At 40.1% G+C, this 14220-nt stretch carries 16 protein-coding genes; 11 read left to right on the plus strand and 5 right to left on the minus strand.

The annotated features are described in order from the left end of the window. Positions 1–4: 4 nt before the first annotated feature. The 6 genes from ccoS to ABWV72_RS15990 all read left to right on the plus strand — a co-directional run bounded on the left by ccoS (position 5) and on the right by ABWV72_RS15990 (position 4763). Complete coding sequence (ccoS, locus tag ABWV72_RS15965) at positions 5–190, plus strand: cbb3-type cytochrome oxidase assembly protein CcoS (protein WP_216046638.1); 186 nt, start codon at positions 5–7, stop codon at positions 188–190. Next, complete coding sequence (locus tag ABWV72_RS15970) at positions 187–852, plus strand: sulfite exporter TauE/SafE family protein (RefSeq protein ID WP_216046639.1); 666 nt, start codon at positions 187–189, stop codon at positions 850–852. The genes ccoS and ABWV72_RS15970 overlap by 4 nt, the downstream gene beginning before the upstream one ends. A 25-nt stretch (positions 853–877) precedes the next feature. Next, positions 878–1615: a fumarate/nitrate reduction transcriptional regulator Fnr gene (gene fnr / locus ABWV72_RS15975; protein ID WP_216046640.1), complete on the plus strand. Its 738-nt coding sequence runs from the start codon at positions 878–880 to the stop codon at positions 1613–1615. A gap of 114 nt (positions 1616–1729) precedes the next feature. Continuing rightward, positions 1730–2662, plus strand: a complete 933-nt coding sequence (gene uspE / locus ABWV72_RS15980; RefSeq protein ID WP_216046641.1) for a universal stress protein UspE — start codon at positions 1730–1732, stop codon at positions 2660–2662. Positions 2663–2798: 136 nt separating this feature from the next. Next, the gene (gene ttcA, locus ABWV72_RS15985; RefSeq protein ID WP_353371776.1) at positions 2799–3686 is read left to right on the plus strand and encodes a tRNA 2-thiocytidine(32) synthetase TtcA; all 888 of its coding nucleotides are present in this window, start codon (positions 2799–2801) and stop codon (positions 3684–3686) included. 15 nt (positions 3687–3701) lie between these two features. Next, a complete protein-coding gene (locus tag ABWV72_RS15990; protein WP_216046642.1) occupies positions 3702–4763 on the plus strand; it encodes a patatin-like phospholipase family protein in 1062 nt (353 codons plus the stop codon). 18 nt (positions 4764–4781) lie between these two features. Here ABWV72_RS15990 and ABWV72_RS15995 read toward each other — a convergent pair whose 3' ends face one another. From ABWV72_RS15995 to cobB, 5 genes are read right to left on the minus strand one after another with little or no spacing between them, the layout of a single operon-like run. Beyond that, positions 4782–5411 (minus strand): DUF2987 domain-containing protein, encoded by a 630-nt coding sequence (locus ABWV72_RS15995; RefSeq protein WP_353371689.1) that lies wholly within the window; start codon positions 5409–5411, stop codon positions 4782–4784. After that, complete coding sequence (locus tag ABWV72_RS16000) at positions 5408–6217, minus strand: glucosaminidase domain-containing protein (protein WP_216046760.1); 810 nt, start codon at positions 6215–6217, stop codon at positions 5408–5410. Before ABWV72_RS16000 ends, ABWV72_RS15995 begins: the two co-directional genes overlap by 4 nt. Further along, positions 6210–6974: a DUF975 family protein gene (locus ABWV72_RS16005; protein ID WP_216046644.1), complete on the minus strand. Its 765-nt coding sequence runs from the start codon at positions 6972–6974 to the stop codon at positions 6210–6212. Before ABWV72_RS16005 ends, ABWV72_RS16000 begins: the two co-directional genes overlap by 8 nt. Before the next feature lie 19 nt (positions 6975–6993). Continuing rightward, complete coding sequence (locus ABWV72_RS16010) at positions 6994–7650, minus strand: LysE family translocator (protein WP_216046645.1); 657 nt, start codon at positions 7648–7650, stop codon at positions 6994–6996. Further along, positions 7647–8369, minus strand: coding sequence for a Sir2 family NAD+-dependent deacetylase (gene cobB, locus ABWV72_RS16015; RefSeq protein WP_353371691.1), 723 nt, complete (start codon positions 8367–8369; stop codon positions 7647–7649). The genes ABWV72_RS16010 and cobB overlap by 4 nt, the downstream gene beginning before the upstream one ends. A gap of 101 nt (positions 8370–8470) precedes the next feature. Between cobB and ABWV72_RS16020 the strand changes: the two genes are divergently transcribed. The 5 genes from ABWV72_RS16020 to ABWV72_RS16040 all read left to right on the plus strand — a co-directional run bounded on the left by ABWV72_RS16020 (position 8471) and on the right by ABWV72_RS16040 (position 14220). Further along, on the plus strand, positions 8471–9283 hold the full coding sequence (locus ABWV72_RS16020) for a MurR/RpiR family transcriptional regulator (protein ID WP_353371693.1): 813 nt from the start codon (positions 8471–8473) through the stop codon (positions 9281–9283). Between the two features lie 84 nt (positions 9284–9367). Next, the gene (locus ABWV72_RS16025; protein WP_353371695.1) at positions 9368–10555 is read left to right on the plus strand and encodes an amidase; all 1188 of its coding nucleotides are present in this window, start codon (positions 9368–9370) and stop codon (positions 10553–10555) included. Then, complete coding sequence (locus ABWV72_RS16030) at positions 10552–12147, plus strand: gamma-glutamyltransferase family protein (RefSeq protein WP_353371697.1); 1596 nt, start codon at positions 10552–10554, stop codon at positions 12145–12147. The genes ABWV72_RS16025 and ABWV72_RS16030 overlap by 4 nt, the downstream gene beginning before the upstream one ends. 19 nt (positions 12148–12166) lie before the next feature. Beyond that, a complete protein-coding gene (locus ABWV72_RS16035) occupies positions 12167–12988 on the plus strand; it encodes a sulfite exporter TauE/SafE family protein (RefSeq protein WP_216046650.1) in 822 nt (273 codons plus the stop codon). An 8-nt stretch (positions 12989–12996) separates the two neighbouring features. After that, on the plus strand, positions 12997–14220 hold the full coding sequence (locus ABWV72_RS16040; protein ID WP_342804388.1) for a pyridoxal-phosphate-dependent aminotransferase family protein: 1224 nt from the start codon (positions 12997–12999) through the stop codon (positions 14218–14220).

Below are 14220 nucleotides of genomic sequence, written 5' to 3' on the forward strand. Positions count from 1 at the left end.
TAAAGTGAGTATCATTTATGTGCTAATCCCCATCGCTATTGTGCTAGTACTGTTAGCCATAGGGATCTTTTTTTGGGCGGTCAAATCCAATCAGTTTGAAGATTTAGAGCGTCAAGGATACAACATTCTATTCGATGATGACGTGGATAAAAAAGTACAAGTAAAAAAGCCAAAAACTAACGACAAATGAACGACTTAAGCTGGTTTTCTGCAATATTAATCGGACTTGCTGGAAGTGTGCATTGCGCTGGGATGTGCGGTGGAATTGTGACCTCATTTACCTTTGCATTACCAAAGAATAAGTCACAATGGCCGTATTTAATTGCCTATAATTCAGGCCGCATTTTATCTTATAGTTTCGCTGGCGCAATCGCTGGGCTGTTGGGTCAGATCGTCACCACAAAATCCTTTATCAATCCTCAAGCACTGACCCTTTTTGGCGGAGTATTTATGGTTCTGCTTGGATTATATGTGGGACAGTGGTCAAAACTACTGGTTAAAGTAGAAAAAGTTGGCGCTATTTTTTGGCGTAAAATTAGTCCCATATCAAAGCGTTTCATTCCCTTTAAACACCCAATCTATGCTGTACCCTATGGCCTAATCTGGGGCTGGTTGCCCTGTGGATTGGTTTATTCGACGTTAACATGGAGTGTTTCCACCGGCAGTGTGGTACAAGGTGCTATCACCATGTTTTGCTTTGGCTTGGGCACTTTGCCCATCATGTTAGCAATGGGAGCCAGCGCCAGCCAAATAAGAGGATGGTTGACCCAACCAGTGGTAAAACGAAGCGTTGCAGTCTTATTATGCTTATTTGGCTTGATTTTATGTTACCAAGGGATTCATAATTGGTAACTAATGAATTAATTGGAATTAACTAATGTCAGATCCGAACAAGTTCAGTATTCGCTGCCAAAACTGCAGTTTTAATCACCTATGTATACCGGTGGCTCTGAATCAGACTGAAATGGAGAGTTTGGACGAAATCATAGAACGCAAGCGCCCTTTGCATAAAAATGATCAATTAACTATTCCTGGGCAAAAATTTACGTCGCTGTTTGCAGTAAGAACGGGCTCATTTAAATCTTACATAACCTCTCCCGATGGCGAACAACAAATTACAGGGTTTCATTTTCCCGGTGATATTGTCGGCTTTGATGGACTATTTTCTGAAAAATATCAAAGTTATAATCAAGCGATGGAAACCTCCATGGTTTGTGAGTTACCTTACGACAAGTTAGATATTATGAGCGCACAACTTCCTACACTGCGCAAAGAAATGCTTAAAATTATGAGCACAGAAATAAACCAAGATCACAGTCTCATGATGTTATTAAACAAGCGCACAGCAGAAGAACGTCTTGCCCACTTCCTAATTAATCTATCAGATCGTTTTCGCTCCCGCGGTTTTTCTGAATTAGAATTTAATTTAACCATGACCCGAAACGAAATTGGTAATCACCTTGGTTTAACTGTTGAAACCGTGAGTCGTTTACTCACCCGTTTTCAAAAAGAAAATATCATCAAAGTTGATGGGAAATTTATACAAATTCTCAATTTGGCGGTACTTAGAGAAAAACTTGGTGAACACGTTTTAAATAAACAAGCCTGCGGTTAAGTCTTTTAATTTAAATTGATTCAGGTCAAAACAATTAGTCTGTTAATTGGCAAACTAGCTAAAGTAGCCATACACTTAATATACGTAGTGTAAACGTTTGAAGGGAATTAATTTATGTCCGTATTTAACAAAATACTAGCTGTTGTAGACCCAACTACAGAAGATCAAAAAGCGTTTAAAAGAGCGCTTTTATTGGCAGAAAAGACCGGCGCCAGTATTACTGCGTTTCTGTCCATATATGATTTCTCTTATGAAATGACCACTATGCTCACCGTGGATGAAAGAGAAACGATGCGCCAAGCTGTGGTGGATGACAAAACCGATTGGCTTGCCAATATAGTTGAACCCCTAGCGGCTAACTCATCTATTTCAGTAGATATAAAAGTGGTCTGGCATAATCGGCCATATGAAAGTGTATTGTTCGAAGTGATTGATCACAGCTATGATTTAATCGTCAAAGGAACCCACGAGCATGACACCCTAAAGTCAGTGATATTCACCCCTACTGATTGGCATATCCTACGTAAATCACCGGTTCCAGTTTTACTTGTCAAAGAACATGATTGGCCTATTAATGGCAATATTTTAGCTGCGGTAGATGTGGGCAGTGAAGATGAAGAACATCATAGCTTAAACAAGTTAATCACTAAAACCGCTGGATTGATGGCTGATTTACTGGAAGGACATGTAAACTTGGTTAATTCTTACCCAGGTACACCGGTTAATATTGCCATCGAAATACCAGAGTTCGATCCGGTTGGCTATACAGAGTCAGTTAAACAACACCACGCCAAATGTATGCTTGAGCACGCTCAAGAATTCAATATCCCACAAGAAAATCAGCATCTTAGTGAAGGTTTGCCTGAGGATGTCATTCCTTCAGTGGCAAAAGCTATCGACGCAGAGTTAGTGGTTATCGGTACTGTAGGTCGCACCGGTATTACAGCCGCCCTTATCGGTAACACGGCTGAACATACAATAGATTCACTCAATTGTGACGTTTTAGCAATTAAACCAGAAGGCTTTGAGTGTCCTCTTAAACATTAACCTTACATAACCTTGTGATTCTTAGAAAATGACTGCAAACATTTAAATTTAGGGTGTTTATGTCCTTTATGAGGACAGGTATAATCCGCGCTGATAGCAATGTTTTTCTAGGAATAAGATGAGTAAGGTCGAGTCTCTGTCTGAGAGTAAAAAATACAGTTTTAATAAACTTCAAAAGCGCCTAAGACGAAATGTAGGCAAAGCAATTGCCGATTTTAATATGATCGAAGATGGCGATAAGGTAATGGTCTGCCTGTCTGGCGGAAAAGACAGTTACACCATGCTTGATATTTTAATGTTTCTGCAAAAGATTGCGCCAATTAAATTTGAAATTATTGCGGTTAATTTAGATCAGAAGCAACCAGGCTTCCCCGCTCAGATACTGCCTAATTACTTACAAGAATTGCAAGTTGCATTTGAAATCGTCACAGAAGACACCTATTCGATTGTAAAAGATAAAATTCCAGAGGGAAAAACAACTTGTTCACTATGCTCTAGATTACGCAGAGGGATACTTTACAAGACGGCAACCCGACTAGGCGCAACTAAAATCGCGTTGGGGCACCACCGTGACGACATGTTAGAGACACTATTCTTAAACATGTTTTATGGCGGACGCTTAAAATCTATGCCTCCCAAGTTAGTCAGCGATGATGGCAAACAAATGGTCATTCGTCCCCTAGCCTATTGTGCTGAAAAAGAAATTACCCAATATTCTGATTTAATTGAGTTCCCGATTATTCCTTGTAATTTATGTGGCTCGCAAGAGAACCTACAACGCAAAGTTATTAAAAACATGCTAGTAGACTGGAACAAGCGTTTTCCGGGTAGGATTGAAAGTATGTTTAGGGCAATGCAGAATGTCGTGCCTTCGCATCTTGCCGATAGTGAACTTTTCGACTTTAAAACCTTAGAGACGCAACAAACACCGTTTGTTAACGGTGATATTGGATTTGATCAAGAAGATTTTTCTACACCTTCAACAAGTGCTGATGACACTGTCAAAATAATCAATATTAGTTAAGGATCATTTTAGTAAATGAAAATTGGATTAGCACTAGGAAGCGGCGCTGCTCGAGGTTGGGCGCATATAGGTATAATACAGGCGTTAGAAGAACTAGGCATCAAGGTTGACGTGGTCGCTGGTTGTTCCATTGGTGCCTATGTAGGAGCCGCGTATGCAAGCAATAAACTGGATCCACTCGCAGAATGGGCAAGCTCTCTAACTGAGTGGCAAGTTTTAGGACTGTTAGGGGTTGGATTTCGTAAAGGTGGACTGGCTAGCGGAATTAAAGTGTTTAAAGCCCTCGAAGACAATTTTTGCGAACGAGACTTTGAACACTTATCCAAACCCTTAGGTGTTGTGGCGACCGATTTATATAGTGGTAAAGAGGTTTCATTTACTCAAGGTCCTATTGCGGATGCGGTTAGAGCATCCTGTGCAATACCTGCCCTGTTTCCACCCATTGCGCACAAAGGCCGTTGGCTAGTGGATGGTGCTGTGGTCAACCCAGTGCCGGTAAATCTTTGTCGGCAACTAGGTGCTGACTTTGTTTTTGCGGTTAATCTAAGTGCAGATTTTAGGCCTGAAGTTCAAGCTCAATATCAAATGGAACATGAAAATAATCAAAAACGAACCAATGATTTTTTTAATAAAAGTCAGTCGTTTATGCAGCGTCTTTTCAGTGGCAAGTTCAAAAAAGACAATGATATGGACGATGATGAGCTTGAATCTTTAGAAGATCTAGAAAACATGGCACTGGATTCTGACTTTGACGCCAATAGTGAAGAGCAAATAACCACCTCAGAAACTCAGGTAGAAACGCCGGAGCAAGTAACGGCGACGCAAAAATCATCAAATGTTAAATTAACTGACAATACCCCTAGTATGTTAGGTGTCATGTCCAGTTCGTTAGATATCCTTCAGGCAAGAGTCACCCGCTCGCGATTAGCTGGCGATCCCCCCGATATACTAATTGAACCCCAGTTACGCGACTTTGGCATTATGGAGTTTCATCGCGCGGCTGAGTTAATTGAAGAGGGGCGTCAAAGCGTCAACCGTGTTGCTGCGCAGATTAAATATCAATTGCGTCTCGACTAATTCACTCAACGGATATCGTTATTTGGTTATTGCTGTCACGCGATATGGGGCTTCAGAAAACTGGATCTGATTGCCCTGCTCTAGCCAGTCTCCGGTAATTACTGCATGATGTTCATCGAGATAAATTTCGGCAGGAATAGAGTCTCTGTCAACATTATCGAAATAAAACTGCAAGCCGGTAACTGACGGCATTAGGAACGACAAAAAGCTGCCCATATCATCAAAAAACACTGTGTATTGCTGATACAAATCTTGTAACTCTTGATGTGTATATTGCTGTTTTAAATAAGAAGGTTTAGTTTCCAACTGAACTGACATGTCACATTGATTATTATTTTCTACTAGTTCAAATTCGACAATTGCTTTAGCTTGGCTTAATGCTTTTTCGGTGGGTAACAAAAACCGGTTTTCAGGCGTTACTATAACAGGTAGTGTGACTTTTTGAGTGACTATGTTAGCGGTTTTAATTTCACATAAATCGCCATTTCTGACGTTTTTAAAACCAAATGCAAATTGCAATGCAGGTGTTTCTTCATTATCGATTTTTTTAAGGTGACTGTAAAAACTTGAGTATTCAACTGAAAGTGTATCAGCAAAAGCCAAACCACAAAAACTAAACAACACTAAGGTAAAACTTAAGATTTTCATACTGGTAAAAACTTCCTATTGAAACGTATCATATTGATTAACTCTTCGATATATTCATCACCCCGCTGGGAGTAACTTTTCAACCCTTTGGCTAGCTTTTCTGCTGTAATTTGTTTGTCGTTTTCACGCAAAGATAGACGAATCGCCCTTAACTCTTTATACGCATCATGTCGATTTAAATTGCGGAAATAGGTACTCACTGCGTGATCCAAACTTTTAAACTTAGCCACCTCATGAGCGGCATCTTCATTTCGCCGTTTTGGTACAAAACCGCACCCTTTTCGGAAACACCAAAGTCCAAAAAAATTATAACCTTTTTGAGCAAATCGAGAGGTTCCCCAAGCTGACTCGTTCGCTGCTTGCATAAGCACCAACTCAACAGGAATAATGTCTATTCGACGCATTAATCGGTCCACGATTGAATTCAAATCGTCGTCAGGGTCAACGCGATATTCTTTCACTAGTGAATCGAGTCTCTTTTGCTGCAAATAACTAAAAGGCAATTGTTGTTCAATTGCGTTTTTTATTTCATTCAGAAAATCCCGTTTTTGAATAATCACTTTATTGTGATGATGAATTGCAGGTAACAAATAGTCGAAAAATGCTTTTTTCCGTTCCGTAATTGATTGTATCTTAGCGAAGTTAGGCATTTTTTGTTCTACATAAGGAGCGATATTTTGCTCATCAAAAGGATCTAACTCCTTTGGTGGAAATAAAAATGGGTAACTTAACACTACAGCGCCAAACACCCAGATTATTCCCAAATAGAGAATCCGTCTAGGGCCTGGAAAGTCAACGTTATGCATCAAATGTAGTATCTCCATCAGACCCTTGTTGTTGGGTCTCATCGTTTAAATTGTTATTGTCTGTACTGTTACCGTAACCAAAAAGTTCACAATACAATAAACCATTAATATTATAGTAATAGGGTAAAAACAGTAGCAAACCAATCCCAAAAGAAACTATCGAAAGTAGCAACAACAATAAAAATACGACATATAAAATAGTGAACGGGAATAAATAACGGTTTACCATCTTAATAGAAAGTAATAATGCATCTATTGGTGTGAACTTTTTATCTGCTACCAATAATACTGCAAAACTCGTAGCGATCATTAAATATAAACCAGGCAAGATAAATAACGTCATCCCAGCTTTAGTTATTATGATTATAAATGCGGTTACCAAACATATAGGGATTGCTTGTGGAATGGTTGAGAATAAAAACTTAACAGAACCCACTCGCTTCAGATGAGACCGAGCTCCTTGTAACATCAATGCTGCAGTGACAGGCGCTAAAACCATTTGAATAATTAAATCCAATGTCATCAGATGACTTTGAGTTACTTGTTCCATGGTCTGTATATCATTAAATTTGAAAAATGCCGTTGCAATTAACAAACTTAGTCCAAAAACCACCAGTAACATTTGCAAGAAAATTAAAATACTACCAGTAGTATTTTTAAATCCCTTGGCCAATATATTCTTCAAGTTAAAGTTATATTCACCATTTAAGTTCTGTTTAATAAGTTCTGAATAGTTTTTTTGTATGAGTTTAAACATCAATATTTCATTCGTTAAATTAAGTGGACAAAAGGAGGTTAATGGCTAATACAATTAGAATAACGCCCATGATTCGATCAAAAATATAACCATTTTTCAGTAATGAAGAGCGAATTTTAGAGCCACTCATTATGTACGACAAAAAACAAAACCATATGCCCGTCGCAAAAGCTAAATAAATGCCGTAGCTAAATTTTATTAGCATTGGAGTTTGTGGGGCTACAGCAACTGCAAATACGGTTAGAAAAAACAAAGTAGCTTTAGGGTTTAATCCATTTGTCATAAAGCCAATTAAGAAAGACTTTTTATCAGAAGTAACCTGTTTCTCAATTGGTTGTGCTTGCAATGATACATCATTTTCTAATCTATTTGGCACACTGCGGACAGCCCCCCAGCCCAAATACAGCAAGTAAGCTGCCGCCAAATAGGCAAATACTTGAAATAGCCATGGTGTGGTTTTAATTAAGATACCAATGCCCAATAAAGAGTAAGCAACATGGATCAAAATTCCCGCGCCGACACCCACACTGGTATACATAGCAGAACGCCTTCCACTACTTATACTTTGTTTTAAAACCACAGCAAAATCAGGACCAGGACTGGCAACCGCAAAAAAATGTAAGCTAGCAATAGCAGCGAACTCTAACCAATATGGGGATAAATCAGGAAAAATCATGGCTTTATTAGCGAATCTATATAATCAGGAATAACTTCTGTAGCAGGTCCATAGTGACTCTCTGAAAACGCACTAAAACCGTTACTTGGTTCTAAATTTAGCTCAACACAATGGGCACCATAAAGACTCGCCTGTTGAACAAACCCAGCAGCAGGATACACGTTTCCGGAAGTCCCTACAGATATAAAAAGATCGGCTTTTGCTAATGCTTCAGATATTTCGTCCATATACATTGGCATTTCACCAAACCACACAATATTCGGTCGAACCATATTCGGTTGATGGCAACAATCACATTGACTATTTTGATCGTAAGAATCAAAAGTTTCTGTTACTTTTTGACTTCCTAAACAGCGGTAACTTAATAAGTCGCCGTGCATATGTAAAAGTCGTTTTGAGCCTGCTCTTTCATGCAAATTATCAACATTCTGGGTAATTAAAAGAAAGTTGTCTGCTAAATACTCCTCTAATTCAGCCAATGCTAAATGACCTTTATTAGGGGCGATTTCTGGCGACTGTAATTGCGCTCTGCGCTGATTGTAAAAACGATAGACCAAGTCGGGATTACGTTCAAATGCTTCAGGAGTTGCAACATCTTCAACACGGTGCTTTTCCCATAAACCATCATTATCTCTAAACGTTTTCAAACCTGACTCGGCGGAAATGCCAGCGCCAGTTAACACCACCACCTTGGATGATTTTGTAAACCCTTTAAACATGATTTGTACTATATTCCTTGATTTTGAAGCGTTTAAACTTTGTAGATGACGCGCTTTTGGTTACACTAGATCTGGATTAACTCATTATCTTGGAAAATGGTTTGCCAAAATCAAAATTTGTAGCGCTTATCTCTCAATCTTACCAGCAGCTGTCACCAAATGGGCGTAAAATTGCTAATTATCTGCAACAAAACCCAACTGATGTTTTAAATTTATCTGTAGCTGAAATAGCGCAAATCACCCTCACCTCTAAAGCAACCGTAAGTCGTTTCTTTCGGCAGTTAGGTTATGACAACCTTCAACAAGTAAAAGATCAAATGCGCCAAGCTCGTAATGCTGGTATGCCGTTAGGCACGGCGCATAAGAACAACGATTATATCACTCAAGAATTAGATCGAATAAGACAAACTTGGGATAATGTAAAACCTGAAGATATTACTCAACTAGTAGAGTCGATAACACTTGCTTCTAGAATAACCTTAATTGGCTTTAGAAATAGCTACCCGGTGGCGATGCATTTTCGCCAACAGCTTCTGCAAGTACGAGGAAAAGTAAGGCTTTTACCCCTTCCTGGTCAAACCCTTGGTGAAGAAATTGAAGATATCTCTAACGACGAATTAGTCATTATTATTGCCTTTCGTCGACGCCCCAAAATTGTTGAAAAATTGATAGATCTTATCCCTAAAAAACAACTTGTATTAATGGCCGACCCCTCGGCACAAATATACAAAGAAAAGGTAAACCAATTATTTATATGTCAACTAGGACAAGAATTACCCTTAGACAGCTACTCTGCTCCTATGAGTGTAATTTCAGTTATATGCAATCAAGTTCTCAATTCCGATAGGTACGCTGAACAAAATCGTATTGATGCAATTTCCAATTTATTCAAACAATTAGACGAATTAGAGTAAAAACCACCATTTAATCAACTGTTTCTCTTGACTAATTGGTGAAACAGTTGTTTCATAAGGCTATGTTTAATTAAGTTTGGTTTCATGAAGTCTTCATTTCACTCGCCATTTGTACTGCCCGTTAACTTAGATATAAACAAAACTAGTCATCGTTCGAAATCACAGCCCTTAAAAGGTTGGACTTTGGCGGTTAAAGATTTGTTTGATATTGACGGCATTGTCACAACCGCCGGCAACCCAGATTGGGCAGCTACACATCCGGTTCCAACGCAAACGTCGGAGACTGTCGCCTGTTTATTAGAAGCCGGTGCCGAATTTGTGGGTAAAACTATCACTGACGAATTAGCTTACAGTCTTAACGGTCAGAATATACATTATCCTGAACTGGTTAATTGCTTGGACGAAGAACGTATTAGTGGTGGTTCATCAAGTGGCTCTGTTGTTGCTGTTGGGCGTAATCTAGCCCGAATTGGTTTAGGCACAGATACCGGTGGATCTATTCGTGTACCAGCGAGTTATAATAATTTAGTCGGCTTTAGACCTACCCACGGAGTAATATCATTAAAAGGGGTTGTGCCGCTCGCGCCCTCTTTCGATACCGCTGGTTTTATAACCAATACGATTCAAGATGCGTTAGCTATCGCTAAATGTCTGATACCAGATCAACAAGAAGACAGTAAATCTCTTAATACTCCGGTTGTACTCAGTGAACTTGTGGAACTTAGTCAGCATAGGCAAGAAATTTTTAATTGGCTTCAAAGCAAATTTAATGGTTGCTGGGTAAAAGACAAAGAGATATCCGCGGAAACTGTAGAACAAGCCGCTAACGCATTTAGAGTTTTACAAGGAAGAGAAATCTGGCAAACTCATGGTGATTGGATAATAAACTCACGACCCAAGTTTGCCGAAGATATTCAACAACGCTTTGAATGGTGTGAAACGTTAACAAAAGAAGATGAATTGTCGGCAATTCAGCAACAGCAAAAATTGCAAACAGACATTTCTTCACTGTTAAAACAAGACCGGTATTTAATACTACCCACTACACCGGGTCCTGCGCCAAGATTAGATACCTCCGCATCAGAAATTGCAGAATATCGAAAAAAGCTAATGCAATTCACCTGTATAGCCGGTTTAACGGGTTGTCCACAATTACATATGCCGTTATTTAAAAATGATAATACAGCCTATGGTTTGTCGATTTTAGGTCCTAAAAATAGCGACTTAGCATTGCTAAGTTTAGGTCAGAAGCTTATGGAAACTGCTGAATGAAACATAAAATACAAAATCTGGAACATACATCGACCACAACAGGGTTTACTGCTCCGCATTATGCAGCAGCTCAGGCCGGTCAACATATTTTAGACACAGGTGGTACAGCCATTGAAGCCATGGTTGCAGCTGCAGCATCTATAGCAGTAGTTTACCCACATATGAATGGTTTAGGCGGAGACGGATTTTGGTTAATTAGCGAACCTGGTAAAGCGCCAATCGGCATTGACGCCAGCGGATGTGCTGCGGCCCTTGCGACCTCAGAGTTCTACCAAGATCTTAGCGAAATACCATCGAGAGGTGGAAAGGCTGCATTGACAATGGCTGGTGCGGTTTCGGGTTGGCAAAAAGCGCTTGAAATTAGCCAACAATGGCAAGCTAATAAACCTTTAGAAGAACTATTATCCACCGCAATTGGACAAGCTGAATGGGGCTTAGAAGTTACTCAAAGTTTAACGGATGCAAGTTTTAAGACCTTTGATGATTTGCATCAAAGCCCGCCTTTTGAGCAATTTTTAATTAAAGGAAAAGCCCTTAAAAAGGGAAAAATAGTAAAATTACCCAAATTGGCAAAAACCCTTTCTCAACTAGCTGAAAGAGGTTTGGACGATTTTTACCGTGGAGAAATTGGCCAAAAATTAGCAGCTGATTTAACGGCCTCAGGGTCACCACTTCGTGAACAAGACTTCATTGACTATCAAGCAAAGTTAGTTACCCCACTTAGTGTTGATGTTTCCCTTGGTAAACTCTACAACCTTGGCGCACCCACACAGGGCGTAGCCTCTTTATTAATTTTAGCTTTGTTTGACAAGGTTAAACATTTGGCCGCTGGAGAACACGAATATCCGCATCTATTAGTGGAATGCACCAAACAGGCATTCCTAATACGCAATCAATTTGTGACTGATGAGAGCCGATTAGAACGCCCATTATCGGACATGCTTGAACAATCTATTATTGATGAATTAGCAACCAAAATCAGCGCAACTAAAGCCTTAGATTGGCCAAACGAAGCCAAACTAGGTGACACGGTTTGGATGGGTGCATGTGATAGCTCTGGCAGAATGGTGAGCTACATTCAAAGTTTATACTGGGAATATGGAAGTGGCGTTGTTTCCGATTCTACAGGGATTGTTTGGAACAACCGAGGTACATCATTTAGCTTAGATGTTAATTCGAACCAATATTTAAAACCTGGTTTAAAACCATTTCATACCCTTAACCCTGCATTTGCAGAATTACATGATGGTCGACGAATTAGCTACGGCACTATGGGTGGCGAAGGTCAACCGCAAACACAAGCTGCGATTTTTAGTCGTCATGTTTTTCAAAACTTGCCCATGGATAAAGCAATTGAATCCCCTCGTTGGCTACTAGGTCGAACTTGGGGGGATCAATCACACAATTTGAAAATTGAGGAAGACCTTGATCCCTTAGTGATCGAATCTTTGCAGGCGAAAGGCCATGATATAGCAATAGTACCTCCAAACAATGAAATGATGGGGCATGCTGGGATGATTGTGCATAATCCTGATGGCAAAGTGAGCGCAGCTACCGATCCACGTAGCGACGGTAAAGCATTTCCTTACTAAACAAGAGAAGTAAAAGTACATGGATTTAATAATCGAAAATTACCCTACTATACTGGCGTTGATGGCGACTGGTGTGTTCGCAGGTATATTAGCGGGTTTACTGGGTGTCGGTGGCGGAATCGTGATAGTGCCAGTGCTGTATTTCTTGTTTCAACATTTTGGTGTTGATCCCAGCTCTGCCATGTTAATTGCCACTGCGACGTCATTGGCCACTATTGTACCCACATCCGTTAGTTCGATTCGCTCCCATCGCAAAAAAGGCAATGTTGATTTCGAATTATTAAAATTTTGGTGGATGTTTGTGTTACTAGGTGTCCTAGTCGGTAGCTTCTTGGTGACCATTGTAAATGGTTATTGGTTAACGCTGATGTTTGCGATTATTGCCACCCTTGCGGCGTTAAACATGCTATTTAGAGCATCCAAACCTCCAATTTTTAACCAACTTCCTAACCGAGCGGGCCAAAGCCTAATTGCCAGTATCATTGGCATGCTGAGCTCCATGGTTGGTATCGGTGGCGGAACCCTATCCGTGCCAATTTTAACCAGTTTTAATTATCCGGCACACAAAGCGGTAGGAACGGCAGCAGCGATTGGATTATTAATCTCGTTGCCAGGTGCGCTAACTATGTTGATTTTTGGTCAAACACCGGTAGATGCCCCTATTTTTACCTATGGATTAGTCAATTTAGTCGGCTTTGTTTGCATCGTTCCTCTTACCGTACTTTTTGCTCCAGTGGGCGCATCACTTGGCGCTAAACTTGATGGCAATTTACTGAAAAGAGTGTTTGCTGTTGCACTATTAATTACGGGCGGTCGAATGCTTGCTCAAGTTCTACTTTAAGGAGAATCATGTCTTTACTTAGTCCTCCACCGCGCCTTTTAATGGGGCCTGGTCCAATAAATTGTTATCCACGAGTACTGAATGCCATGTCGACCCAGTTGGTAGGTCAATACGATCCCGTTATGACAGGCTATATGAACGAAGTTATGTCGTTATACCGAGGTGTTTTTAACACCGACAATGAAGCGACATTGTTAATCGACGGGACATCCAGAGCGGGTATAGAAGCTGTTTTGGTTTCATGCATTGAACCCGGCGACGATGTTTTAGTACCCGTATTTGGACGTTTTGGGCATTTATTAGCTGAAATTAGTGAACGTGCAGGTGCAAAGGTTCATATTATTGAAGCTCCTTGGGGGGAAGTTTTCAAGCCCGAACAAATTGAACAAGCAATCAAAAAGATACGCCCTAAAGTCTTGGCTTTAGTTCAAGGTGACACCTCTACAACCATGCTTCAGCCATTAGAAAATATTGGTGAAATTTGTGAAAAGTATGACGTGTTATTTTACAGCGATGCCACAGCATCTATTGGTGGTAATCCGTTTAAAACTGATGAATGGAAATTAGATGCCGTTTCAGTCGGGTTACAAAAATGTCTTGGCGGCCCGTCCGGCAGTGCACCTATAACCTTAAGTGAAAAATACGTGCAAAGGGTTAGGCGCAGACAACACGTTGAAGCAGGAATTCGAAACGAACAACATGCTGATGGATTAGGTTTACGTATTCGTTCTAACTATTTCGATATTCCGATGATTTTGGATTATTGGGGAGAAGAACGCCTTAATCATCATACTGAAGCAACATCAATGTTATACGCAGCCAGAGAGTGCGCCCTCCAATTATTGGACGAAGGCATAGAAAACAGTATTAAGCGGCACAAATTACATGGTGACGCTATGCTCGCCGGTGTTAAAGGTTTGAACTTAAAACCCTTTGGCGATTTAACTCATAAAATGAACAATGTTGTAGGAGTTTATATTCCAGACAATGTGAATGGCGAGCAAATTCGTGAACAACTTCTACACCAATATAACATTGAGATAGGTACTTCATTCGGCCCGTTACACGGCAAAATTTGGCGCATTGGAACCATGGGTTATAACGCCAGAAAAGACACGGTTTTACATACTTTACAAGCACTTGAAAACACCTTAAGGCGTGCTGGTCATCAATTGCAGTCTGGACTAGCCACTGATATGGCGTTTGATGTTTACACTAATGAGGAGAACTAA

This window comes from Aliiglaciecola sp. NS0011-25, assembly GCF_040370605.1.
Classification (GTDB): domain Bacteria; phylum Pseudomonadota; class Gammaproteobacteria; order Enterobacterales; family Alteromonadaceae; genus Aliiglaciecola; species Aliiglaciecola lipolytica_A.

Bases quoted from the DNA above. Each gene is read 5' to 3' on its own strand.
- uspE (WP_216046641.1), top strand. From the start codon at position 1,730: ATGTCCGTATTTAACAAAATACTAGCTGTTGTAGACCCAACTACAGAA.
- ABWV72_RS16035 (WP_216046650.1), top strand. From the start codon at position 12,167: ATGGATTTAATAATCGAAAATTACCCTACTATACTGGCGTTGATGGCG.
- ABWV72_RS16000 (WP_216046760.1), bottom strand. From the start codon at position 6,217: ATGCATAACGTTGACTTTCCAGGCCCTAGACGGATTCTCTATTTGGGA.
- ABWV72_RS16005 (WP_216046644.1), bottom strand. From the start codon at position 6,974: ATGTTTAAACTCATACAAAAAAACTATTCAGAACTTATTAAACAGAAC.
- fnr (WP_216046640.1), top strand. From the start codon at position 878: ATGTCAGATCCGAACAAGTTCAGTATTCGCTGCCAAAACTGCAGTTTT.
- ABWV72_RS16025 (WP_353371695.1), top strand. From the start codon at position 9,368: ATGAAGTCTTCATTTCACTCGCCATTTGTACTGCCCGTTAACTTAGAT.
- ABWV72_RS15990 (WP_216046642.1), top strand. From the start codon at position 3,702: ATGAAAATTGGATTAGCACTAGGAAGCGGCGCTGCTCGAGGTTGGGCG.
- cobB (WP_353371691.1), bottom strand. From the start codon at position 8,369: ATGTTTAAAGGGTTTACAAAATCATCCAAGGTGGTGGTGTTAACTGGC.
- ABWV72_RS16030 (WP_353371697.1), top strand. From the start codon at position 10,552: ATGAAACATAAAATACAAAATCTGGAACATACATCGACCACAACAGGG.
- ABWV72_RS16040 (WP_342804388.1), top strand. From the start codon at position 12,997: ATGTCTTTACTTAGTCCTCCACCGCGCCTTTTAATGGGGCCTGGTCCA.
- ABWV72_RS15995 (WP_353371689.1), bottom strand. From the start codon at position 5,411: ATGAAAATCTTAAGTTTTACCTTAGTGTTGTTTAGTTTTTGTGGTTTG.
- ABWV72_RS15970 (WP_216046639.1), top strand. From the start codon at position 187: ATGAACGACTTAAGCTGGTTTTCTGCAATATTAATCGGACTTGCTGGA.
- ABWV72_RS16010 (WP_216046645.1), bottom strand. From the start codon at position 7,650: ATGATTTTTCCTGATTTATCCCCATATTGGTTAGAGTTCGCTGCTATT.